20 protein-coding genes are annotated in these 22,888 nt (G+C 55.5%); 15 read left to right on the top strand and 5 right to left on the bottom strand.

Translation table 11 applies throughout. The features are described from left to right. The first annotated feature begins 78 nt into the window (after positions 1-78). The 8 genes from pyrC to IB237_RS24920 all read left to right on the top strand — a co-directional run bounded on the left by pyrC (position 79) and on the right by IB237_RS24920 (position 6,906). Positions 79-1,116 (top strand): dihydroorotase, encoded by a 1,038-nt coding sequence (pyrC, locus tag IB237_RS24950; protein WP_192491454.1) that lies wholly within the window; start codon positions 79-81, stop codon positions 1,114-1,116. Positions 1,117-1,172: 56 nt separating this feature from the next. Next, complete coding sequence (locus IB237_RS24945) at positions 1,173-1,871, top strand: orotate phosphoribosyltransferase (protein WP_192491453.1); 699 nt, start codon at positions 1,173-1,175, stop codon at positions 1,869-1,871. 87 nt (positions 1,872-1,958) lie between these two features. Beyond that, entirely contained in the window at positions 1,959-2,885 is a 927-nt protein-coding gene (locus IB237_RS24940; protein WP_192491452.1) for a carbohydrate kinase, read from the top strand. Positions 2,886-3,121: 236 nt separating this feature from the next. Beyond that, positions 3,122-3,433, top strand: coding sequence for a hypothetical protein (locus IB237_RS26365; protein WP_246788299.1), 312 nt, complete (start codon positions 3,122-3,124; stop codon positions 3,431-3,433). Continuing rightward, positions 3,430-3,702, top strand: a complete 273-nt coding sequence (locus tag IB237_RS26360; protein WP_246788297.1) for a hypothetical protein — start codon at positions 3,430-3,432, stop codon at positions 3,700-3,702. Before IB237_RS26365 ends, IB237_RS26360 begins: the two co-directional genes overlap by 4 nt. A 115-nt stretch (positions 3,703-3,817) precedes the next feature. After that, positions 3,818-4,408, top strand: coding sequence for a TetR/AcrR family transcriptional regulator (locus tag IB237_RS24930; protein ID WP_192491451.1), 591 nt, complete (start codon positions 3,818-3,820; stop codon positions 4,406-4,408). Then, entirely contained in the window at positions 4,405-5,343 is a 939-nt protein-coding gene (locus tag IB237_RS24925) for a DMT family transporter (protein WP_192491450.1), read from the top strand. The genes IB237_RS24930 and IB237_RS24925 overlap by 4 nt, the downstream gene beginning before the upstream one ends. Positions 5,344-5,550: 207 nt before the next feature. Beyond that, entirely contained in the window at positions 5,551-6,906 is a 1,356-nt protein-coding gene (locus IB237_RS24920; RefSeq protein WP_192491449.1) for a dicarboxylate/amino acid:cation symporter, read from the top strand. A gap of 47 nt (positions 6,907-6,953) precedes the next feature. Here IB237_RS24920 and IB237_RS24915 read toward each other — a convergent pair whose 3' ends face one another. Next, on the bottom strand, positions 6,954-7,955 hold the full coding sequence (locus IB237_RS24915) for an AraC family transcriptional regulator (protein WP_192491448.1): 1,002 nt from the start codon (positions 7,953-7,955) through the stop codon (positions 6,954-6,956). Between the two features lie 78 nt (positions 7,956-8,033). On the opposite strand from IB237_RS24915, the gene IB237_RS24910 reads away from it, so the two are divergent. The 3 genes from IB237_RS24910 to IB237_RS24900 all read left to right on the top strand — a co-directional run bounded on the left by IB237_RS24910 (position 8,034) and on the right by IB237_RS24900 (position 11,205). Further along, entirely contained in the window at positions 8,034-9,236 is a 1,203-nt protein-coding gene (locus IB237_RS24910; RefSeq protein WP_192491447.1) for an MFS transporter, read from the top strand. A 174-nt stretch (positions 9,237-9,410) separates the two neighbouring features. After that, positions 9,411-9,812, top strand: a complete 402-nt coding sequence (locus tag IB237_RS24905; RefSeq protein WP_192491563.1) for a MarR family winged helix-turn-helix transcriptional regulator — start codon at positions 9,411-9,413, stop codon at positions 9,810-9,812. A gap of 88 nt (positions 9,813-9,900) precedes the next feature. After that, positions 9,901-11,205 (top strand): MFS transporter, encoded by a 1,305-nt coding sequence (locus IB237_RS24900; protein ID WP_192491446.1) that lies wholly within the window; start codon positions 9,901-9,903, stop codon positions 11,203-11,205. Between the two features lie 85 nt (positions 11,206-11,290). Here IB237_RS24900 and pgi read toward each other — a convergent pair whose 3' ends face one another. Both pgi and IB237_RS24890 read right to left on the bottom strand, forming a co-directional pair. Then, positions 11,291-12,916, bottom strand: a complete 1,626-nt coding sequence (pgi, locus tag IB237_RS24895; protein WP_192491445.1) for a glucose-6-phosphate isomerase — start codon at positions 12,914-12,916, stop codon at positions 11,291-11,293. A gap of 128 nt (positions 12,917-13,044) precedes the next feature. After that, positions 13,045-14,748, bottom strand: coding sequence for a long-chain-fatty-acid--CoA ligase (locus IB237_RS24890; protein ID WP_192491444.1), 1,704 nt, complete (start codon positions 14,746-14,748; stop codon positions 13,045-13,047). 385 nt (positions 14,749-15,133) lie between these two features. Here IB237_RS24890 and IB237_RS24885 point away from each other — a divergent pair, with 385 nt between their 5' ends. The 4 genes from IB237_RS24885 to IB237_RS24870 all read left to right on the top strand — a co-directional run bounded on the left by IB237_RS24885 (position 15,134) and on the right by IB237_RS24870 (position 19,962). Continuing rightward, on the top strand, positions 15,134-16,180 hold the full coding sequence (locus IB237_RS24885) for an ABC transporter ATP-binding protein (protein WP_192491443.1): 1,047 nt from the start codon (positions 15,134-15,136) through the stop codon (positions 16,178-16,180). Between the two features lie 153 nt (positions 16,181-16,333). Then, positions 16,334-17,350: an extracellular solute-binding protein gene (locus tag IB237_RS24880; protein ID WP_192491442.1), complete on the top strand. Its 1,017-nt coding sequence runs from the start codon at positions 16,334-16,336 to the stop codon at positions 17,348-17,350. Between the two features lie 111 nt (positions 17,351-17,461). Then, positions 17,462-19,141 (top strand): ABC transporter permease, encoded by a 1,680-nt coding sequence (locus IB237_RS24875; protein WP_371815407.1) that lies wholly within the window; start codon positions 17,462-17,464, stop codon positions 19,139-19,141. A gap of 206 nt (positions 19,142-19,347) precedes the next feature. Further along, entirely contained in the window at positions 19,348-19,962 is a 615-nt protein-coding gene (locus IB237_RS24870) for a hypothetical protein (protein WP_192491441.1), read from the top strand. A gap of 93 nt (positions 19,963-20,055) precedes the next feature. Here IB237_RS24870 and IB237_RS24865 read toward each other — a convergent pair whose 3' ends face one another. Both IB237_RS24865 and IB237_RS24860 read right to left on the bottom strand, forming a co-directional pair. Further along, positions 20,056-21,309 (bottom strand): GNAT family N-acetyltransferase, encoded by a 1,254-nt coding sequence (locus IB237_RS24865; RefSeq protein ID WP_192491561.1) that lies wholly within the window; start codon positions 21,307-21,309, stop codon positions 20,056-20,058. A gap of 29 nt (positions 21,310-21,338) precedes the next feature. Then, positions 21,339-22,754, bottom strand: coding sequence for a lipopolysaccharide biosynthesis protein (locus IB237_RS24860; protein ID WP_192491560.1), 1,416 nt, complete (start codon positions 22,752-22,754; stop codon positions 21,339-21,341). Between the last annotated feature and the right edge of the window lie 134 nt (positions 22,755-22,888).

The raw sequence follows: 22,888 nt of genomic DNA, 5'->3' as shown, positions 1-22,888 counted from the left end.
CCTGTTCAGCGGCTGTATCCCCGGTGCAAAAGGTGTTAAGCGGTTGCCGCATTCCATACAGCACCCGAGGTCCGCACGATGAATTCGATCACCCTTCGCCGCCCTGATGACTGGCACCTGCATTTGCGCGATGGCGCCATGCTCGAAGGCGTGATCGGCGATACGTCGAAGGATTTCGCCCGTGCGATCATCATGCCGAACCTCGTGCCGCCTGTTGTCACGACCGAGGATGCGCAGGCCTATAAGGATCGCATCGTCAAGGCTATTCCGTCTGGCCATAAGTTCGAGCCGCTGATGACGCTTTACCTGACCGAACACACCGAGGCGGACGATGTTGAGGCCGGCAAGAACAGCGGCCTGATCACCGCCGTGAAGCTTTATCCGGCTGGCGCCACCACAAATTCCCACGGCGGCGTTCGTGACATGGACAAGGCCATGCCCGTTCTGGAGCGTATGGCGAAGATCGGTCTACCGCTTTGCGTGCATGGTGAAGTCACAACGCCTGAGGTCGATATTTTCGACCGCGAGGCCGTGTTTATCGAAACGGTTCTTGAGCCGCTGCGCAAGCGCCTCCCGGAGCTGAAAGTGACGATGGAACATGTCACCACAAAAGATGGCGTGGATTACATCAAATCCTCCAAGGCTAATCTCGCTGGTTCGATTACCACGCATCACCTGATCATCAATCGCAACGCTATTCTGGTCGGCGGTATCAAACCACATTATTACTGCCTGCCGGTTGCCAAACGTGAAGAACATCGTCTTGCGCTGCGTGCTGCAGCAACATCCGGCGACGCACGTTTCTTCCTCGGCACAGATTCTGCGCCGCATATCGATCCGTTGAAGGAATGCGCCTGTGGTTGCGCCGGCGTCTACACCTCGATCAACACCATGAGCTGCCTCGCGCATGTGTTTGAACAGGACAATGCACTCGATAAGCTGGAGGCCTTCACGTCTCTCAACGGTCCGGCATGGTATGGCCTTGCCCCGAATGATGAGACGATCACGCTGGTAAAACGTGATGAGCCTGTCGCCTTCCCAACCAAGCGGGAAACCGGTGCCGGCATCGTGACGGTGTTTGACCCGATGTTCCCATTGCATTGGGATGTGGCCTGAGCGGCAACACCCATTTACTAAATTTTGAAAAGCCAAAGACGCCCAAGGAGAGCCAGATGATCCATGCCAACTTTACAGATCGCGCCGTCATGGCAGAAATCGTCGCCAAAATGCTCTGGGAAATCAAGGCTGTGCATTTTTCCGCCGACCAGCCGTACAAGTTCGCGTCCGGCATGGCGAGCCCTGTTTACATCGACATGCGCAAGCTGATTTCCTATCCGCGCATTCGCTCAACGGCGATGGACTTTGCCGCGGCAACTGTGATGCGCGACGCAGGTTTTGAAAAGTTCGACTGTGTTGCCGGTGGTGAAACGGCTGGCATTCCCTTTGCCGCTTTCCTGTCCGAGCGTCTTTCGCTGCCAATGATTTACTGCCGCAAGAAGCCAAAGGGCCATGGCCGTAATGCGCAGATCGAGGGCAACATGCCTGAAGGTTCGCGTGTTCTGGTCATTGAAGACCTGACGACAGCCGGTGGTTCGATGTTTACCTTCATTGATGCAATCCGTGCGGCCGGTGGCATCGTTGATCATGGCATTGCGCTTTTTTATTACGGCATTTTCCCGGAAGCGGAACAGCGTTTTGCAGCCGGTAATGTCAAGCTGCACTACATCGCCACATGGCGCGATGTGCTGGCTGTTGCCAAGGCTGACAAGCTGTTCGATGACAATACTTTGGCTGAGGTAGAAGCGTTTCTGGATGCGCCGCTGGCCTGGTCTGGCCGCAACGGTGGTGTCAGCGAATTGCCAACGTCCTGATCTGGTTTTTCTGCGTAACATCGGTTAAATCGATTTAAAGCGCAAAGAATTTTCAGATTCATTTTTCATATGGGTGAGGAGGACCGAATGATCCTGTGCTGCGGCGAAGCTTTGATCGACATGCTGCCACGTCAAACGACGCAAGGGGAGGCAGGTTATGCCCCTTATGCAGGTGGCGCAGTGTTCAATACGGCCATCGCGCTTGGAAGGCTTGGTGTTGCCTCCGGCTTTTTCTGTGGCATTGCCAAGGACATGCTGGGTGACGTGCTGATTGAAAGCCTCAAGGCCGCCAATGTCGATTACAGCTTTTGTGCACTTTCGGATCGTCCGTCCACCGTTGCCTTTGTGAAGCTGGTCAATGGCCATGCGACTTACGCCTTCTATGATGAGGGCACGGCACTCAGAATGTTGTCGCAGGATGACTTACCGGCGCTGGGCGATGACTGCGAGGCCATGCATTTTGGTGCGATCAGCCTTATTCCCGAACCATGCGGCAGCACCTATGAGGCGCTGATGCAGCGCGAACATGCCGCCCGCGTCATCTCGCTCGACCCGAATATCCGCCCGGGATTCATCAAGGACAAGGAAAAACACCTGGCTCGTATCACCCGCATGGCTGCGATGTCGGATATTCTCAAGTTTTCCGATGAAGACCTCGAGTGGTTTGGTCTAAATGGTGACCTCGACGCCATGGCCACGCATTGGCTGAAGGATGGCACCAAACTGGTGGTGGTGACCAAGGGTGCTGAAGGCGCTGTCGGTTACACCCGGGATCGCAAGGTGTTCGTGCCAAGCCAGAAGGTTGAGGTTGTCGACACGGTCGGTGCTGGTGATACATTTGATGCTGGTATTTTGGCCTCGCTCAAGTTGCAGGGACTGCTGACCAAGGCGCAGGTTGCAACGCTCAGCGAGGAGGCGATTACCAAGGCGTTGGCGCTCGGCTCCAAGGCTGCCGCTGTCACCGTTTCCCGCGCGGGCGCAAACCCGCCATGGGCCAAAGAAATAGGCCTTTAAAACGAGCGTTTGATGCGTTTTGCAATGTGCTGTGTGCCTCCGGATGACTGCCTGGGGCACACAGCACATATGTGTGTTCTACAGTTAGGGTTGCCCGGACACAGGGTAGATTGGGGGAGAAATTTGTGTCAGTGGCAGGTGCCGGTTTTAGTCGGTTGATGATCTTTCTGGCCGTGTTTTTCCTGCTTTTGTCGCGCCGTAGCGTCGGGCAAAAAGCGTGAGGGCCGTTCCTTCTGTTGAATGCCAGCACGGCACTGACCTTTCTCACTTTCTTTTATGCTCTGAAGTTGATTGAACCGGCGATTGTCGGTGCGGTGGAAATTGGTGTCGGTCCTGTTCTGGCTGTGATCATCACCTTCGCTCTGACCGGTCAGAAACCGTCGGTTCAGCGCATTGCGGTCTGCGCGGGTGTGCTAGCTGGATGTGGTGTTCTCGCGCTTGCTGCGGTGAAGGGCAGTGGTTTTGCTTCCATTGGTGAGAATGCCTGGCTTGGTCTGCTTGCAAGTCTGGCCGCCGGTATCGGTGCTGTGCTCATCACCTTGTCATGACACTGGGCTCAGGCCTGCCAGCAATTGAATGGTCCGTCTATCTGCTTGCCGTGACAATGATCGCCGTTTTGGCACCGCTTTATCTTCTGCAGGTTGGTATCGAACGTTGTGACGCCTATACTGTGATGGTGACGATGGCGGCACTGCCCATTTTGACCTTCATCATCGAAGGTTTTCCCCCGCTCTATGCCTGGTCCTGGCTGACCGCTGCCGGGATCGGTGTGGTCACCCTGTTTCTGCGGGTTGATGTGATGGCCAAACCCTCCTGACGGATGCTTCCGGTTGAGGCGGCAGCGGTGTGTCGGCGATAGCGGACGGCACGCATGAAGCTTGACGTTTTTGCAATCAGTAGGTAGACCGATCTACCTACTAATGAGGTTGCTGATGAGCGATGTGCAAATAACCGTGCCGGAAAGTGCTCGTGAACGTCTTTTACGGGCGGCAGCGGTGCTGTTTTATGAGAACGGCATTGCCGGAACCGGCATTGACGCCATTGTGGAGCGCGCCGGCGTTGCCAAGAAAAGCCTCTACAACAATTTTGCATCCAAGGCCGATCTGGTAAACCAGTATCTGCAAGTTCGCCATGCCGAATGGCTTGCCCTGTACGATGAGCGTTTGGCCAAGGCGCATTCGCCCAAAGACCGGATCCTGGCGGTGTTCGATGCCTATCAGGATCATGCCGAATATGCCTATGAACGTGGATTTCGTGGATGTGGCCTGCTGAATGCGGCGGCTGAACTGACCGTTGGCGACATCGGGCGCCAGGCGGTGCGTGTTCATAAGGAAGAAGTCGAACGGCTGCTTGCCGATCATTTGGCCGAACTGATTGGCAGTGGCAGGCCTCGTGCAATCAAGATCGCACGACAACTGGCCTTTCTCCTGGAGGGTGCCATTACCCGCGCCGGGCTGGAAGGCAACAGCGGGCTGGTGATTGAAGCGCGTGCCATGGCATCGGACCTGCTGGAGACATTATGAATACTGCGCCAAAAGATTTCAGGATTGGTGTGGCGGCCGTTATATTCGCTTCCGTCGTCTGGGGTACGACCGGTACGGCGGCAACGTTCGCCCCAGAGGTCAGCGCTGCTGCAATTGGTGCTGCCGCCATGGGGATTGGCGGACTGTTACAGGCCGCGATTGCGACCAAAAGTATCCGTCGCTCCATTCCTGATCTGGCTTTGCATTGGCGCAAGCTGTTCCTCGGTGGGCTGGCGGTGGCTCTTTATCCGCTGGCTTTTTACGGATCGATGCGTTTGGCCGGAGTTACGATTGGCACGGTGGTTACTCTTGGCTCGGCGCCACTACTGTCTGCCGTGATAGAAAATCTCTTCGATGGGGCACGTTTGTCGAAACGCTGGTTGGGCGGTGCGCTGCTCGGCCTTGCCGGCATGTTGCTGCTGTGCGTAGCAGAAAGTTCCTCCACCGAAATCTTCACCGGCGGTCATTCGACAATTGCCGGGATTGGATTGGGTCTGGTCGGTGGCCTGACCTATGCGCTTTATTCGTGGACGGCACGCGGTTTGATGTTGCAGGGCATTCGGTCATCCGCAGCCATGGGGGCGACCTTCGGTATTGGTGGCCTACTGCTGATGCCTGTGCTGGTTATGACCGGTGGACCGTTTCTCGCCTCGTGGAACAATGCGGCGGTTGGCCTCTATATGGCGATCGTACCGATGTTCCTTGGTTACATCTGTTTCGGCATCGGACTGGCGCGCATTCCCGCCAGTATGGCGACGACGATTACACTTATCGAGCCGGTCATTGCGGCAATGCTCGCAGTTGCAATCATCGGTGAACGGTTGCCTATGTTGGGGTGGGTTGGCGTCGTCCTGATCATCTGCTGCCTTGTTGTCATTACGGTACCGATGAAGTTCATTCTGCGTCGACAAAGCTCACTATCTGGGCAATCGTGACAATCAGCAAGGCGGTTGTGCCGACGCTACCGCCAAAGCATCCCGCTAATTGCCTGTATGGAGGAATGAATTTTCGTGAAGCGTCGGTTTCGCGCAATTGTGTCTGTTGATATTTAAGGCGAAATGCCAAATATATAGGCAGACCGCAGCGCCGCATTCATCAGCCGCTGCCACGTTTGTTCTTATCTCCATCAAATGGAATGCAAAATGTCTAGTTCAACATCCGCTTCGCGGGCGCAGAAGCCGTTTTACGCTTCGTTCGGCTTTCAGGTGTTCGTCGCCATGGCTATCGGCCTGGTCCTCGGCTACATCGCGCGCCAGATCGGCCCGACCGATGCTGGCCCGAATTGGCTCGTTCAGACGCTTTCGACCATTGGCTCCATCTTTGTGCAGCTTCTGCGCGCCCTGGTGCCTCTGCTGATTTTCACGGCCATTGTGGCCAGTATCGCCAACCTGCGTGAACTCAACAATGCAGCGCGCCTCGTCTGGCAGACCCTGCTGTGGTTTGCGATTACGGCACTGATCGCGGTTCTCATCGGTATCGTACTTGGTCTGGTCATTCAGCCGGGGATCAACAGTGGTGTTGCCGCAACGGCTGCCGCGGCACCTTCCAGTACCGGTTCGTGGCTTGATTTCTTGAAAGGCCTTATCCCTTCCAACGTGCTAGGCCTGCAGGCATCAACACGGATCAATGACAGTGGTGCCACCACATCGCTCAACTTTAACGTCTTGCAGATCCTTGTGGTTTCGATTGCCGTTGGTATTGCCGCCTTGCAGGTGGGTGAAAAGGCTGAACCGTTCCTGTCCTTCAACCGTTCGCTGCTTGCCATTACCCGCAAGATTCTGTGGTGGGTCATTCGCCTGACGCCAATCGGCACAATCGGTCTTCTGGGCAACGCCGTTGCCGTTTATGGCTGGGATGCGCTCGCATCGCTTGGTTGGTACTCTGCTGCGATCTACATCGGTTTGGCGATCGTGCTTTTCGTCGTCTATCCAATCGTGCTGGCGACAAACGGGCTGAACCCCGTGCGGTTCTTCGCCGGTGCATGGCCTGCGATCCAGCTGGCCTTTGTTTCCCGTTCGTCGATTGGCACTCTGCCGGTAACCGAGCAGGTTACGGAACGTAATCTCGGCGTACCACGCGAATATGCAGCCTTTGCCGTGCCGCTCGGCGCGACCACAAAGATGGATGGTTGCGCGGCAATCTATCCGGCCATTTCGGCGATCTTTGTCGCGCAGTTTTACGGCATCCCGCTTGGTGTGCAGGAATATGTGCTGATTGCCTTTGTTTCGGTACTTGGTTCCGCTGCAACTGCTGGCCTGACTGGTGCCACCGTGATGTTGACGCTGACGCTATCCACCCTTGGCCTGCCTCTGCAGGGCGTTGGTCTGCTGCTTGCGGTTGATCCTATTCTGGACATGGGCCGTACTGCCGTTAACGTGGCTGGTCAGGCACTTATCCCGACCATCGTTGCAAAACGCCAAGGCATTCTCGATCAGGACGCCTATGACCGTGTTGAAGGCATAGACGCGCTTGATCCGACAGCCGTTCCTGCTGAATAAGCGAGGGTACTGTGAATGACAAAACCGCCGGGAAACCGGCGGTTTTTTTATGCGATATGATGGGGCGGCGGAGGCAGGTCACTGTGTTTTGTGGTCAGCGAGCCCGGTGGATGGCCAATGATGCGTTTGAAGGCACGGCTGAATGCGGCCTGTGAGCCGTAACCGAGTTTCAGGGCGGCCGTTTCAATCGGCATATGTTCCTTGCCAATCCATTGCGAAGCAAGCCGCATGCGAAGCTCGGTTAGATAACGCAGCGGTGTTATGCCGGTCACTTCGAGAAAACGTTCGGCAAAAACCGAGCGTGACGCACCCATCTGGCTGGCAAGTTCTGCCAGAGACCAGTCGTGGCCGGGATTGTTGTGAATGGCAAGCAGAACGCGACCAAGGCGAGGATCGCGCAACGCTGCAATCCAACCGGAGGAATCGCCGCAGCCACATTCGACCCACGCCCGCACGATGAATGCGGCCACCACATCGGCAAGCCGCGCCAGAATGCCTGCAAAGCCGGCACGGGCCTGTCGCGTTTCCCGCTCCATCGCCTCCAGCATCGGCAGCAATTCCGGGTAACGATTAATCAAGGTGCCAACAAACATCACTTCCGGCATCAATCCGACAAGCGGGTGCAGGCCGCCCAGGTCAAACTCCATGCAACCGCTGAAAACAAGGATGCGCTCAGCCACCGGTGTCTCGGGGCTGCAGGTCTTGATGGCGGTGACGGAATTGCAGAGCGGCGCAGTGTTGAAGGAACGGATGTTCTGGCAGGGCATTTCCGGGCTGGACAGCAGGGAATGTGCGCCACCACGTGGCAACAGAACGGCGTCACCGGTATTCATCTCATGCAGGCTACCGGACAGTGTTCTCAGATAGACCGGACCGCGTGCCACAAAGTGAAATTGTGCTCGTCCCTCGACCTCACCAAACGCCAGACCAAAGGGCGGAGCAACTTCGATGCGATTGTAGTTCAGGCCGACAAGTCGCATGCCCATCAGCAGTTCACTGACGAGATCGGGATCTGGCAAGCTGTGATTTTCGGACTTTCGATCAAGCATGACGGATTTTGTGACATAGATAGTCCGGCCTGTCCAGTTTATCTTCAGATCATTCCTTCCCTCCCAAAGGACAAGATGATGAACCCGACTTTTGAACCTACACAGGCTGGGGCTGGCCCGGAAACCCCTGCATGGGGTGCCGTGGCCTCCATGGCACTCGGTGTATTTGGACTGGTGACGGCAGAGTTTCTGCCCGCAAGCCTTCTTACCCCCATTGCTGCTGAACTTGGTATTACCGAAGGTGCGGCCGGACAGGCTGTTACCGTCACAGCGGTTGTTGGCATGATTGCCAGCCTGCTGATCACATCGGCTGCACGTCGCATTGACCGTCGCCATTTGATGATGTTTTTCTCCGCGCTGCTGGTTGTTTCCAATCTTATGGTGGCGGCTGCCCCCGGCTTTACGCTGCTTTTGCTCGGGCGTCTGCTGTTGGGCGTGGCGCTTGGCGGTTTCTGGGCAATGTCCACGGCCATCGTCATCCGCCTTGTACCGCCGCGTAATGTGCCGCGGGCCCTGTCCATGGTGTTCAGCGGTGTGTCTGCTGCAACCATCGTTGCGGCACCGATTGGCAGTTACGTCGGTGAAATGGCCGGCTGGCGTTTCGTTTTCGTGTTGACGGCCGGTTTGGGTGTTGTTGCCCTTATCATGCAGTATCTGACGCTGCCAAAGCTCGCCCCCTCAGGCACAAGCAGCCTGCGCACCCTTGGTACCGTGTTGGCAAGACCAGGCATCGCGCTTGGTCTGGTGGCGGCAACGCTGGTATTTGGCGGACACTTTGCGTTCTTCACTTACCTTCGTCCGTATCTGGAAATGGATATCGGTGCCAATATTGGCATGGTCTCGGCGCTGTTGCTGGGCTTTGGATTGGCCAATTTTGTGGGCACGCTGACGGCTGGATCTTTGATCGGGCGTAGCCTCAAGCTGTCGCTGGCCGTCTTGCCACTGTTGATGGCTGCTATCGCATTCGTGATTGTGACCACACAACCGCCGCTGCCTCTGTCTGCCGTGCTTGTTGCGCTGTGGGGTTTCCTGTTCGGCGCGGTGCCGGTGTCATGGTCGACATGGCTGGCGCGCACCATTCCCGATGAAGCGGAAAGTGCCGGCGGTTTGCTGGTTGCCTCCATCCAGTTTGCCATCGGCATGGGTGCGGCAGTTGGCGGCTTTATCTTCGACACAAATGGCGCAACCGGCGTTTTCGGTATCAGTGGTCTGGTGCTTGCTGTCGCCAGCATTGGTATCATTCTCGGGGTCAAGCCGCGCGCGCAGGTCAGTCTCGCCTGATCTCCTCAAAATTTGGATCATGGAAAAGTCGGGATCATCCCCCGGCTTTTTCTTTGTGTTTCAATCAGATAATCGCAGCTTTCTGCCAGTTGTTGTGACCTCATCTCGGTCGGTCTATTGTGTTGGTCAATCCGGCGCTTGCGATTATAGTTTTACGGGTATATACCCATGGTTATGTCAACTAGTAACTGTCACTGCATATTGCTGCGCCAAGCCTCCCGGAAGGTCTCGTCCTATTATGACGAGGCGCTGGCTCCGCTTGGGGTAAATATCGGCCAGTTCAGTCTGCTAAGGAAGATCAGGCGTCTGGCGCCGGCGTCACTGACCGATGTTGCTGCCGCAGCGGAACTGGACCGTTCGACGGTCGGCCGTAATGCCAAGGTACTGGAGCGTATGGGGCTGGTGGCAATTGGCCATGGCGAGGACCAGCGCGAGGCTATGTTGTCTATCACCGAGCAAGGGCAGGCGGTTCTGAATGAGGGTGCGCCGCTCTGGGACGGCGTGCAGGATGATATTGAGGCCCGGTTGGGCCCTGACAGAACGAGACAGTTACAGGAGCTGCTGGCAGCTCTCTAATTTTTATCATGAAGCGGGTATATGCACGCAAATAAGGGTATCTACCCGTATTTCGACGCAACACCAGTGATCAGGAAAGGGAAGTGCAATGTTTTCCGAACGTCTTGCTGGCTGGATGGCTGGCAAAAATCTTCATTATGGCTGGGTGGTGGCGTCGACCACATTTCTGACCATGCTCGCGACCGCCGGTGCCATGGGTTCCGCCGGGGTGATGATCCAGCCGCTGCATCAGGAATTTGGCTGGGACATTGCCGATATCTCTTTTGCCATGGCGGTGCGTCTGGTGCTTTTTGGCCTTCTCGGACCGTTTACTGCGGCCTTCATGAACCACTTTGGAGTGCGCCAAGTTGTGTTGACGGCGCTGACACTGATTTTGTTTGGCATCCTGACATCGTTTCTGATGACGGAAGTCTGGCAACTCGTCGCACTCTGGGGTGTGGTCATCGGTGTCGGCACAGGCATGACAGCGCTGGTCCTTGGTGCAACGGTCGCCACACGCTGGTTCTCGAAACGCCGCGGGCTGGTTGTTGGATTGATGACTGCCAGCAACGCAACCGGTCAGCTGGTGTTTTTACCCATTCTTGCCGCACTTACCGAAGCCTATGGCTGGCGCACAGCCCTGATGCTGGCTGTCACGGTAATCGTGTTGGCAATGCTACTCGTGCTGTTTCTGATGCGTGACTATCCGGCCGATGTTGGTTTACCGGCCTATGGTGAGGAGACTGTGACTGCGCGGGTCAAGCAGGATCACAAACTACTTGCCACACTTGTTTCGCCACTGCTGGTGTTGAAGGAAGTGTCTACAAACCCGGTATTCTGGGTGTTGTTTGGAACATTCTTCATCTGCGGTCTGTCGACCAATGGGCTCATTCAAACGCACTGGATTTCGATTTGCGGAGATTTTGGGATGGCGGCGGTGACGGCGGCTGGCACTCTGGCGGTTATCGGCATCTTTGATTTCTTCGGTACGGTATTTGCTGGCTGGCTGTCGGACCGTTTTGACAATCGTTTCCTGCTGTTCTGGTTTTATGGTCTGCGTGGCCTATCGCTGATCTACCTTTCCTTCTCGGGTTTCAGTCTGGTGGAGCTGTCGATCTTTGCGGTATTTTACGGTCTGGACTGGGTTGCCACCGTTCCGCCAACCGTCAAGCTGGCGGCTGAGAATTTCGGACGCGAAAAAGCCGGTCTGGTTTTTGGTTGGGTGTTTACTGGCCACCAGCTTGGCGCTGCGACCGCCGCCTTCGGTGCAGGATATTTCAGGGATGATTTCGGAACCTATATGCCCGCTTTGCAGATCGCAGGTGTCATGTGCATGATTGCCGCTGTGTCAGTGCTGCTTTTGAGAAAGCCCGGTACCACCAATCTTGCGACACCAAATTTGGCGCGGTCTTGACGTTCAAGCCAGTCGTACAGACACAGGCTTGGTTTTCATGAAAAAGCCGGGAGCATATCCCGGCTTTTTTATTTTGTGTTGTTGGTTATTTCGCCAGACCGGCCAAAACCTTCACCAGCCCCTGTGTGGAACTGTCATGGCCATCGGCCTTTTCCTTGCCTTCCACAACCGGCAGCAGGCCCGTTGCCAGTTCCTTGCCAAGCTCCACGCCCCACTGGTCGAAGGAGTTGATACGGAACAGCACGCCTTCCACGAAAACGCGGTGTTCATAGAGTGCGATCAGGCGACCAAGCGCAAATGGTGTCAGTTGGTCATACACGAAGGTGATCGAGGGGCGGTTGCCGGTAAAGACGCGATGTGGCGCAATGAAATCGGCCTGTTTGTCGTCCATCCCCTTTGAGGTCAGCTGTGCCTTGGCCTCTGCCAGTGTGCGACCCTTCATCAGGGCCTCTGACTGGGCAAGGCAATTGGAAATCAGCAACTGGTGCTGATGACGCAATTCTTTCTCGAAGCCGTTGGCGGCAATCATGAATTCAGCCGGGATGATGCTCGTTCCCTGGTGGATCAGCTGATAAAATGCATGCTGTCCATTGGTGCCGGGTTCACCCCAGACAACCGGGCCGGACTGACCTTCAACGGCTTTGCCGTCAATCGTGACGCCCTTGCCATTCGATTCCATGTCGAGCTGCTGCAAATAGGCAGGAAAGCGCGAAAGCCGCTGGTCGTAAGGCAGAATGGCGCGGGTTGGATAATCCAGCACATTGCGATGGTAAAAACCGATAAGGCCCAGCAGCATTGGCAGGTTTTGACGGAATGGCGCTTCGCGGAAGTGCTTGTCCATCGCATGCGCGCCATCAAGGAACTTGCCGAAGTTTTCAGGCCCGATGGCAATCATCAATGGCAGACCAATTGCCGACCAAATGGAGTAGCGTCCGCCGACCCAATCCCAGAAACCGAAAATACGGTCACTTTCGATGCCGAAGGCGGCGACCTTGTCCAATGCGGTCGATACTGCGCAGAAGTGGTGCTTTACGGCGTCTTCACCCAGTTTGTCGGCGATGAACTTGCGTGCCGTTGCCGCATTGGTCATCGTTTCGATGGTGGTGAATGTTTTTGATGCAACGATGAACAGTGCTGTCTCAGGATCAATTGATTTCAGCGTGTCGGCAATATGCGCGCCATCAATGTTGGATACGAAGTGCGCACGTGGACCATCATGGAATGGTGCGAGTGACAATGTCGCCATGACCGGGCCGAGGTCCGAACCACCAATGCCGATATTGATGACGTCGGTGATCTTTTTGCCGGTTGCGCCTTTGAGTGTGCCCAAGCGAATTGCATCGGCGAACTTGCCCATGGCGGCGAGAACGTCGTTGACATCAGGCATCACGTCCTTGCCGTCAACCAGGACCGGAGTGTTGGAACGGTTGCGCAAAGCTGTGTGCAATACGGCGCGATCTTCGGTGAAGTTGATCGCCTTGCCGGAGAACATTTCTTCGCGTTTTTCAGCAACGCCACCTGCCGTTGCCAGCTTTTCAAGCAGGTCAACAATCTCGGCATTCACTGCGCATTTGGAATAATCCATCAGCAGATCGTCAAAACGGGCGCTGAAATTGTCGAAACGCTTTGCGTCATTGGCGAAAGCGGCCCTGATATCTGTTGCGGATGTGGCCGCAGCCGTAGATTTCAGGTTTTCGATGATAGCCTGCATGGAATGTTCCTCAGTTCCGTGGAAGGATGCAGAAACTATTCCCTTTCAGCAGGCCAAATCAAGGCGCGTATTTGACAAAAGAACGATGTTCTTGCCGACCATCGTTCTGTCGCTGAATGATACCGTCTTCAGCTGCGCAGTTCGCGTCGCAGGATCTTGCCAACATTGGTTTTTGGCAGTTCTGTTCTGAACTCGATCTGGCGTGGGCGTTTGTAGTTGGTCATGTTCTCAGCACAGAACGCCTTGAGTTCTTCTGCCGTCAGGTTCGGGTCTTTTTTGACTACGAATAGTTTAACGGCTTCACCGGACCGTTCATCTGGAATGCCAACCACGGCGCATTCCAGCACGCCGGGATGTGAAGCGACCACTTCTTCGATTTCATTGGGGTACACGTTGAAGCCGGACACCAGGATCATGTCCTTCTTGCGGTCCACGATTTTGGTGTAACCGCGCTCATCCATGAAGCCCATGTCGCCGGAGCGGAAGTAACCATCCGCTGCCATGACCTTGGCGGTTTCATCCGGTCTTTGCCAGTAGCCGGCCATGACTTGCGGGCCACGAATGCAGATTTCGCCAACCTCGCCAAATGGCAGGCTGTTGTCGCTTTCGTCCCGAATATCCACTTCGGTGGACGGAATAGGCAGGCCAATGGTGCCTGTGAAATCATTGACATCCAGCCGGTTGACGGTTGCCACTGGTGATGTCTCGGACAGACCATACCCTTCGCTGATAGGGCGGCCGGTTACCGACATCCAACGTTCCGCCACGGGTCTTTGAACAGCCATGCCGCCGCCCAGCACAAGAAGAAGCTCGGAGAAATCAAGCGTCTTGAAGTCGTCATTGTTCAAAAGTGCATTGAACAGGGTGTTGATGCCGGGGAATACGTGGAAACGATGATGGCGCATTTCCTTGATCAGCGCCGGAATATCACGCGGATTGGCAATCAGCACGTTGTTAGCACCCAGTGCCACGCCCATCAGCGAGTTCACCGTCAATGCAAAGATGTGGCAAAGCGGCAGGGCGCAGAGGAAAGTCATGCTTTCCGGGCGTTGTTTGCCAGCCAGTGCCGAATCAAGCCACAGCGAAATCTGCGCCTTGTTGGCCAAAAGATTGTTGTGCGTCAGCACCGCACCCTTGGAGATTCCTGTGGTGCCGCCGGTATATTGCAGAAACGCCACGTCTTCCGGTGCAATATCGGTATGCACCATTTTCAGGCGGCCGGCTTCCTTCATCATGTCCGTGTAGCGGATCGCACAGGAGATCGACCATTTGGGCACGATCTTCTTGACTCGGCGCAGCACGAAATTGATCAGGATACCCTTGGCGCCGAACACGTCACCAATCGAGGCAACAACAACATTTTGAATATCGGTGCCGACGATGGCCTGCTGGGCAGTATGGGCAAAGTTCTCAAGTACAAACAGGACTTTTGCACCGGAATCCTTCAACTGATAGGTCAGTTCACGGGCGGTGTAGAGCGGGTTGATGTTAACGACAATCATGCCAGCCCGCAGAATACCGTAAACAGCAATCGGGTTTTGCAGGATATTGGGCATCATTACCGCAATACGGTCACCCTTACGGAAACCGTGCGCCTGCAGCCAGGATGCGACCTTGCGTGTTTCCTGTTCAAGTTCAGCGTAGGTGATCGACTTGCCCATGCTGGTGAAGACTTTGCGGCCAGCATAAGCGGCGCAGTTCTTCTCCATCAGATCGCGCAAGGAGTTATAAGCCGATGGCGGAATTTCCGCAGGCACACCTTCCGGATAGGACGCCAGCCACGGTTTATCCTTTGCAGAACCTTCAGGTTTAGTTTTGAACGTGTCGTTCATGCCGCTCCTCCCAGCGTAACTTATCGCACAGCGTTTTGTGTGAGGCAAATGGCTCTCACCTGCTGTCCATGCCGTTCCGGTCCTCCAACCGAATTAGCTGCCTGATCAAAATGTATGTAACTCTAACGTACACGTCAATCTCACTGTAACGATTGTTACAGTCAAAAAATACGCGACCGGATTACGTATTTTGGTCCGGTGCGGACGGATGGCGCAAGATGCGGTGGCAAATATCACCTTTTCGGTGTGTCGATTTCGGTAGGTGACTACAATTTTCCGATGAAAATCCGCTTTCGTGTCCACTCGCCCGCGTGTTGGTTTTGACTTTAATCCTGATTTGCGCGATCAACAAAGAATATCGGCCTGTATGCATGGAATAACGTGAATGACTGTCGCTGCACTTGAGTTGAAAAACATCGGTAAACGGTTTGGTCCGACCGATGTGTTGAACAACATCGATCTCACGGTCAACAGCGGCGAAATCATTTGCCTGGTCGGGCGTTCCGGTTGCGGCAAGTCGACGCTTTTGAGAATTGTTGCCGGTGTTGAAACTCCTGATCAGGGCACGCTGATCATGAATGGCCGTGAGATTGCCGGGCCGTCGTCATTTGTCGAACCTGAAAACCGCAATATCGGTTTCGTCTTTCAGGATTATGCATTGTTCCCGCATTTGACCGTTGAGCGAAATGTTATGTTTGGCCTCAACCGCGTGCCAAAGGACGAGGCACGTGAGCGTGCCAATTCCCTGATCGACCATGTCGGGCTGCGGGCATTGGCGACGCGTTATCCACACACCCTTTCCGGTGGTGAACAGCAACGCGTGGCGCTGGCAAGAGCGCTTGCGCCACGTCCGGCTATTCTGCTGATGGATGAACCCTTCTCCAATCTCGACCGTGGCCTGCGTGACAGCGTGCGCGAAGAAACGCTTTCACTGCTACGTGGTCTTGGCACCACGGCTATCATGGTCACACATGATCCCGAGGAGGCGCTGTCTGCCGGTGATCGTGTGGTACTGATGCAGCAGGGCCAGATCGTGCAAACCGGCAGTGGATATGATCTGCACGACAGACCAAATTGCCGTTATGCGGCGGATTTCTTCTGTGCCTTCAACAAGGTCAATGGCGTCATTCGCAATGGCCGGATTGAAACCGGGTTGGGTGCCTTTACGACGCCTGAAAAACTTCCCGAGGGTGCGCAGGCCGTTGCCTATATTCGTCCCAGTGCCATTTCCCTGTCGGCAGACGGTGCGCTGAACGGCTCGGTGGAAGGTTTTATTTCCGGCAGAACCTTCCTTGGCGAGATCGAGCAACTCAATATCCAGGTTCCCGGCATGAGTGAAAATCTGCGCGTGCGCAGCATGGATCGCCTGCCTCAAGGCGTTGATCGTGTGCAGCTTAAGGTGAAGCAGGAAACGGTTCTTGTTTTCATCTAGGGTTGTATTTGCGTCGGTATCCACTGTGTTTTTGGTGTGCTATCAACTTAAAGTGAGTATTTTCTCCGAATTTGCCAGTGCATAAACTTGACATCCTTTGTCATGTATGATGCAGACCGCCTGTAACTTTTCTTAGGAGTACAGGGGATTAAGATGAGCAAAGTCATTTCTTTCAAGACAGCACTTCTCGCAAGCGTGTTCATGGCGGGTGCAGCTCAGGCAACTGAACTGAACATCTACACGACACGCGAACCGGCTCTTCTTCAGCCGCTTCTCGATTCCTTCACCACCAACAGCGGCATCAAGGTCAATACCGTATTCCTGAAAGACGGTCTGGCTGAGCGCGTTCTGAGCGAGGGCGCCAGCTCTCCTGCAGACATCCTGATGACCGTTGATGCTGGTAACCTCGTTGATCTGGTTGAAAAGGGTGTGACGCAGGCCGTTGATTCCGCCGTTCTCAAGGAAGCCGTTCCAGCTGAACTGCGTGACGCCGACGGCAACTGGTTTGCACTTTCGATGCGCGCCCGCGTTCTCTACGCTGCCAAGGATCTTGATCTGGTGTCCTTCAACTATGAAGACCTCGCTGATGCCAAGTGGAAGGGCAAGGTGTGCATTCGTTCTGGCCAGCACCCGTACAACACGGCCCTGTTTGCTGACTACGTCGCCCATTACGGTGCAGAAGAAACTGAAAAGTGGCTCGCTGGCGTCAAGGACAACCTCGCTCGCAAGGCTGGTGGCGGTGACCGTGATGTTGCCAAGGATATCCTCGGCGGCATTTGCGATATCGGTATTGCCAACTCCTATTATGTTGGCCTGATGCGTTCGGGCAAGGGTGGTGAAGACCAGATCAAGTGGGGCGAAGCGATCAAGGTCGTTCTGCCAACCTTCAAGAACGGCGGTACGCAGGTCAACATATCGGGCGCTGCTGTTGCCAAGAACGCGCCCAACAAGGACAACGCTGTAAAGCTGCTTGAGTATCTGGTCTCCGCAGAAGCCCAGAAAATCTACGCGGAAGCCAACTACGAATATCCGGTCAGACAGGGTGCTTCTGTCGACCCGATCATTGCTTCGTTCGGCGAACTGAAGATCGACAACAAAACGCTTTCGGAAATCGTTACCCACCGCAAACAGGCCAGCGAACTGGCTGAAAAGGTTGGCTTCGACAACTGATAATCAGTTTGTTACATGCTACCGAGGCGCTCGTTTTGAACGGGCGCCTTTGGCCGTTTAAAATGCTATTCGGCCAAGATGATAATTCCTACCTGAAGAGCAGGTCGATACGTGAGCCTTAACCCAGCCGTCGAATCCGCAAGCAAGGCCAGACGTCGTAAACTGGAAATCTGGCTGGTTGGCGCTGTGTTGATCGCGCTTTTGGCACTGCTGCCGGTTCTGGCATTGCTTTTTGAAGCGGTGCAGGGTTCGCAAGGTCTGTGGGCGCATCTGGCTGCATCGGTTCTGGCAACGGCATTGCCCGACACGCTGATTCTGCTCGTTGGCGTCGGGGTCATTGCCGGAGTTGTTGGAACACTTGCCGCCTGGCTGGTGGCCGCACATGATTTTCCAGGTCGCAAGATACTGGAATGGGCGCTGCTTTTGCCGCTGGCCATGCCGACCTATATCGTCGCTTACGCCTATCTCGACATCCTGCACCCGATCGGTCCGGTGCAGGAATTGATCCGCTGGGTATTGGGTTACTCCAGTCCGCGCGAGTTCCGACTGTCGGATATTCGCTCGACCACTGGCTGCATCATCCTGCTCAGCGTTGTGCTGTATCCTTATGTCTACATTCCCGTGAGGGCGATGTTCATGACGCAGGCGGGTAATCTGATCGAGGCTGCACGTAGCCTTGGCGCGTCTCGTACCGGTGTCTTTGCACGGGTGGCGGTGCCATTGGCGCGTCCGGCCATAGCGGTTGGCATCAGCCTCGCACTGATGGAAGCGCTGAATGATATCGGTGCGTCCGAGTTCCTGGGTGTACGAACGCTGACAGTGTCCGTCTACACGACATGGGTCACCCGTTCCGATCTGCCGGGTGCATCGCAAATCGCCCTGTTCATGCTGTTCATCGTCGTTGCTCTTGTTGCGTTGGAACGGTGGGCGCGTCGCAGACAGCGGTATTCCGTATCTGCGCAGCGCAATCATCCGCTGCAGCCTCTGCGGCTATCTGGGCTCAAGGGCTGGCTGGCATTTCTCGCTGGAAGCCTGCCGATCCTGATGGGCTTCGTGTTCCCGGCGATCTATCTGGTCATCGAGGCCTGGAAGCGCTTCCGCTTTAGCGGACTTTCTCCCCGCCTCATCGGTGAGGCAGGCAATACGCTTGTGTTTGCAGGGGTCGCGACAGCCGTAACGTTATTGTGTGGCATCATCGTTGTTTACGCCATGCGGCTAAGGCCCGGTGCAACCAGCCTATGGAGCTACCGTCTGTCGACAATCGGTTATGCAGCACCCGGTACGGTGATCGCGATTGGCGTGTTGATCGCGCTTGGGGCTTTTGATCGCTTCGTCGATGCGACTGCGCAAAGCTGGTTTGGCGTTTCGACCGGTCTTTTGATGATCGGTAGCGGCGGAGCGCTGATCTTTGCCTATACGGCGCGATTTTTGACCATTGCTGCTGGCGGTGTCGATGCCGGTTTTAGCCGCATACCGCACTCCTTTGATCACGCGTCGCGAACACTCGGTCGCTCTGCTGGTAGCACCTTCCGTCATGTGCATTTTCCACTGTCACGGGCGGCGCTGGCCGCTGCAGGTTTGCTGGTGTTTGTCGACTGCGTGAAGGAGCTTCCGGCAACGCTTCTTCTGCGTCCGTTGAATTTTGAGACTTTCGCCACCCACCTTTATGGCGAGGCGGCACGCGGTACCTATGAGGAAGCATCAATTGCAGCGCTGGCCATTGTTGTCATCGGTATATTGCCTGTGATCCTGCTTGCCCGCGTCGGTCGGATTGAAACCACCCGTCGATAGGGTGTCCTGCCCGGCAAAAAGACAGGGTTGTTTCAAAACGGGACATTTCGCCTGGTTTCATATCAGCACATACCTTGTTCTGTGTCTTTTGTATTTTATTCATTAGTCAAGTCTAATTAAATGAAATGAATTAAAGGAACTGCTGATGTAGTTTCGCTTTCAATGGTTTGTAGCCGATCGTGGCTAACAACATTTGGAGGAAGATCATGAAAACAATAACAAGCAGCCTTCTCGTCTCCGCCTGCCTTCTTATGCCTGTGGGTGCCTACGCTCTCGACATCAATGTTGGTGGTGAAAAAGGTGTGAGCGTCAGCGTCGATGCGAAAGACGGGCTGGATGCGGGTGCCTCGGTTGGCGGTCGTGATGGCGTTAATGCAGGCGCTTCCGTTGGTGGCCGCAGCAGTGGTGGTCTCGGTGCTGATGTCAGCGCATCGGTTGGTGGTCGCGATGGCGTCAATGCCGATGTCGGAGCCACGGTCGGCGGTCGCGACCTTGCCAGTGCCAATGCAAAAGCCTCGGTTGGCGGCGACCGTGGATTGAAAGCCAACGTGGGGCTGAATGCCGGAACCGGTGGTGTCAATCTGGGTGTGGGTCTCGGTCTTGGTGGCACCACCACGACACCTGGCACACCAGGAAACCCTGGCGTCAACAATCCCGGCACCAAAAATCCGGCTCTGCGTCGCGCGATAGTTGGTTACAACAACATGTCTCGTCCGGAGCAGATCCGGCTGGCACGTCGCTGTGTCGATATCCTTGGTAGCGGTGGTTATGATGCAGCGCTGACCCAGCTCTGCCGCATGATCCAGATGGCGTCGCGCTAAACCGCCCCTTGATCTCACGTCACTTAAAACCCATCACCCGCAAATGTCTTTGCGGGTGATTTATTCGTCCTTCGACAGTTGCCGTGTTGTTGATCAGGCGCCGCGCCGGCCCAGCGACATGATCCGCTGACGCAACATACGCGCAATACTGCGGGTATTGCGATACATATGGACCTGTGACGAAACTTGCCGCACATCGCGGTCGCTTTTCTGTGTCAAGCCGATGATCAATGTTCCCATCTCTTCACGCTCTTTCCAGAAGCGGCTCATAATGGGGTGATCTTCGACCGCGCAACTGTCGGTCCGTAAAATATTGGCGTCATCGAGGTGCCAGTCCGTCAGCTTCCAGGTCAGCAGCTTGCCGGGCGAATATTTTGAGTAGTTTTCGTTGTAGGCCGTTTTCCAGGTGTAGGCTTCGCCTTGCGCCATCAGTACCACCATGGAGGCGATCGACTGTCCGTCGAGGTCAATAGTGTGGATACGGGCCGCATCGTTTTCTGCAAGGTTGTTGATACCCTCACGCGCAAATGCGGCGCGGTAACGGTCATCCACCAATGCAGAGCGTTTGCGCCCCTTCCAGCCGCTGGCTTCCAATGCCAGAAATTCTTCAAGGCGGAAACGAATGTCCTTTGGCTGGCGGGCCACATTGTAGGTCAGCGTGCCGACCTTCTCCAAAAGCCGCCACTGCCGGCGCATTTCGCGCAGGTGATTGGAGGCCAGTGTTTCTTTCAAATAGGCGTCGCCATCCTCATAGCTTTGCAGCATCGGGCGTTGATGTTGTTCAGCGGTTGCCAGTGGCAGGTTGCGGCTGAGTGCTATGGCTTTCAGCATACGCGCAAACGGTCCATCCAGGCGCAGGTCTGGCAGAACAAGAACGTCGGGCAGATCGGCGCGGTCATCGCTTAAGGCGTCAAGCAGGGTGTCAATGGTTTCGGCCGCGGCTTCGGTATCCACCAGCGGCGTGCCAAGTGGTCCAAACGGATTGGCCCAGACACGAATAACGGATGGACCTATCGAAAAACCAGGCTTTTCGACTGAGAACGGCATCAGCAGGCGCATGCGGCTGCGCTGCTCATTGCGGTCGCGGATCAGCGCAAAACGCACGGCGCGCTCATCGATACGTGTCATGGCCGGTGCCAGAAGACGACCGGTGAAAAAGACGTTCGGTTCCATCACGCGGTTGGTGAGGAAGTCGAGTTCTTCCTGCAAGTCATAGCCCAGTTGTGCGGGATATATGCAGAACTCTCGGCCCTCGCGACCAATCCGCAGGGTCTTGTCAGCAGAAGGGGCAACCGTATCGCTCATGCCACTGGCCTTTGCGCCTGCTGGCGTCTCAACCGTTTGCATGTCGGTGGGGCGCTGGTTGGGGGTCATGATCATGCTGCCTTTTTCCGGTCGGCACGCGCAAATGGAAACTTGAAAGCAAACAGCACAATGCCAAGCGTATGGCGTACCGCGACATGCAACAGAACGGTTTCGATGACCGTAATTGCTGCCGTTGCAATTGCTGCTCCGATCAGTCCGTAAAGCGGCGTCAGGGTCAGATAGAGAATGATGCCGCACACCAGAGTTGCGACGTAAATACCAACACACAGTTTCTGGTGTCCGGTCATGTTCAGCAGTGCCTCCGCCGGGCCAATACTGGCCTTGGCCAGGAAACCTGCAAACAGAATGAACATCAAACTATAACCCTGGGTGAAGGCGGGTCCAAAGAGAGAGAGTAACAGAGGTCCTGCCAGCAGTACACAGGCGCCGATACCGAGCGACGGCCAGAATGTCCAGCGCGCTGACTGCCCGGCAAAGGTGGATAGTCCTTCTCGGTCATTGTCGGCGATCAGGGCTGCAAAACGCGGTGATGCAGCAGCCTTGACGGCAAAAAAGACGAATTGCACCAGAATGATGGTTTTGGCGGCGGCGAAATAAATGCCGACATGATCGGGTGGCAGGTAAAAGCCGACCACCAATACATCTGCGTTGGTCATCATGAAACCGATGCCATCGATGACGAAAATCGGCAGGGCGAAGCGAAACCATTGACTGAAATGAATGGTTCTTTTGCCGCGATCAAATGTGTGATCCAGCCTCTTGCTGATCAGCAGCAGTTGCAGAACAGTTGTCGTGTAGGCAGCTGCCAATCCGGCAACCATTGCCGTTGTGGCAGTGTGAGGTTCGCCCGCCAGTATGGCGATCAGCATATAGATCAGGATCAAGAGCGGGCGTACGATGTAGGTTGGACTGAGAGCGGAAACCGGCCAGCCATTGGCTCTGGCCGTGCCATCCAGCACATCTCCGAGTGCGATCATTGGCAGGATCAGGGCGCCCAGAAAGGTCGGAACCAGATAATAGTCCGGTATCATGTCGCCGAAGAAATACAGGAAGGCAGCACCGGCTGCGGCCACCAAACTTGCAGAGACGAGTGCGAAAATACGCGCTGTGGCGGTCAGGCCGCGGATCAGATGGTTGTCGCCCGCTGCCTTGTATCCCGGCAGAAAACGGATGACGGTGGCGTGGAAACCGAGACAGGACATGTTGCCGAGCAGAATGACCATGACCCAGACAAAGGCGAAAATGCCGTAGTCAAATTCACCCATCAGGCGGGCAAGCATGATCTGCGATACGAAGGCGATGCCAGCACTGATGATGCGGATCAGGAAGGCGATCAGCGCCATGCGTTGGGCGCGCGTTGCTTCGGTTTCGCTGGATAAAATTCGTGCGGTTCCGAGCCTTACCGCTACGACTTTGCAGCGAAGACTATCGGGCAGGATTTTTTCCGCCGCATAGAGAACCGTCATGATGGTCACGCAATACTTCCAAAGCCACCGGGCTATGCGCAGCCTAGCCTGCGCCAGTTAACGAAGGGTATTGGCTGCACAAAATTGATGTGTTTTCGGTACCTTGCACGTCAAGGTTTTTGCGGACGGGACAG

Source organism: Agrobacterium sp. AGB01 (genome assembly GCF_014851585.1).
In the GTDB taxonomy this organism is placed as follows: Bacteria; Pseudomonadota; Alphaproteobacteria; order Rhizobiales; family Rhizobiaceae; genus Agrobacterium.
Note: the sequence above shows the minus strand (reverse complement) of the source record. Positions and strands in the feature narration are given on the sequence as shown.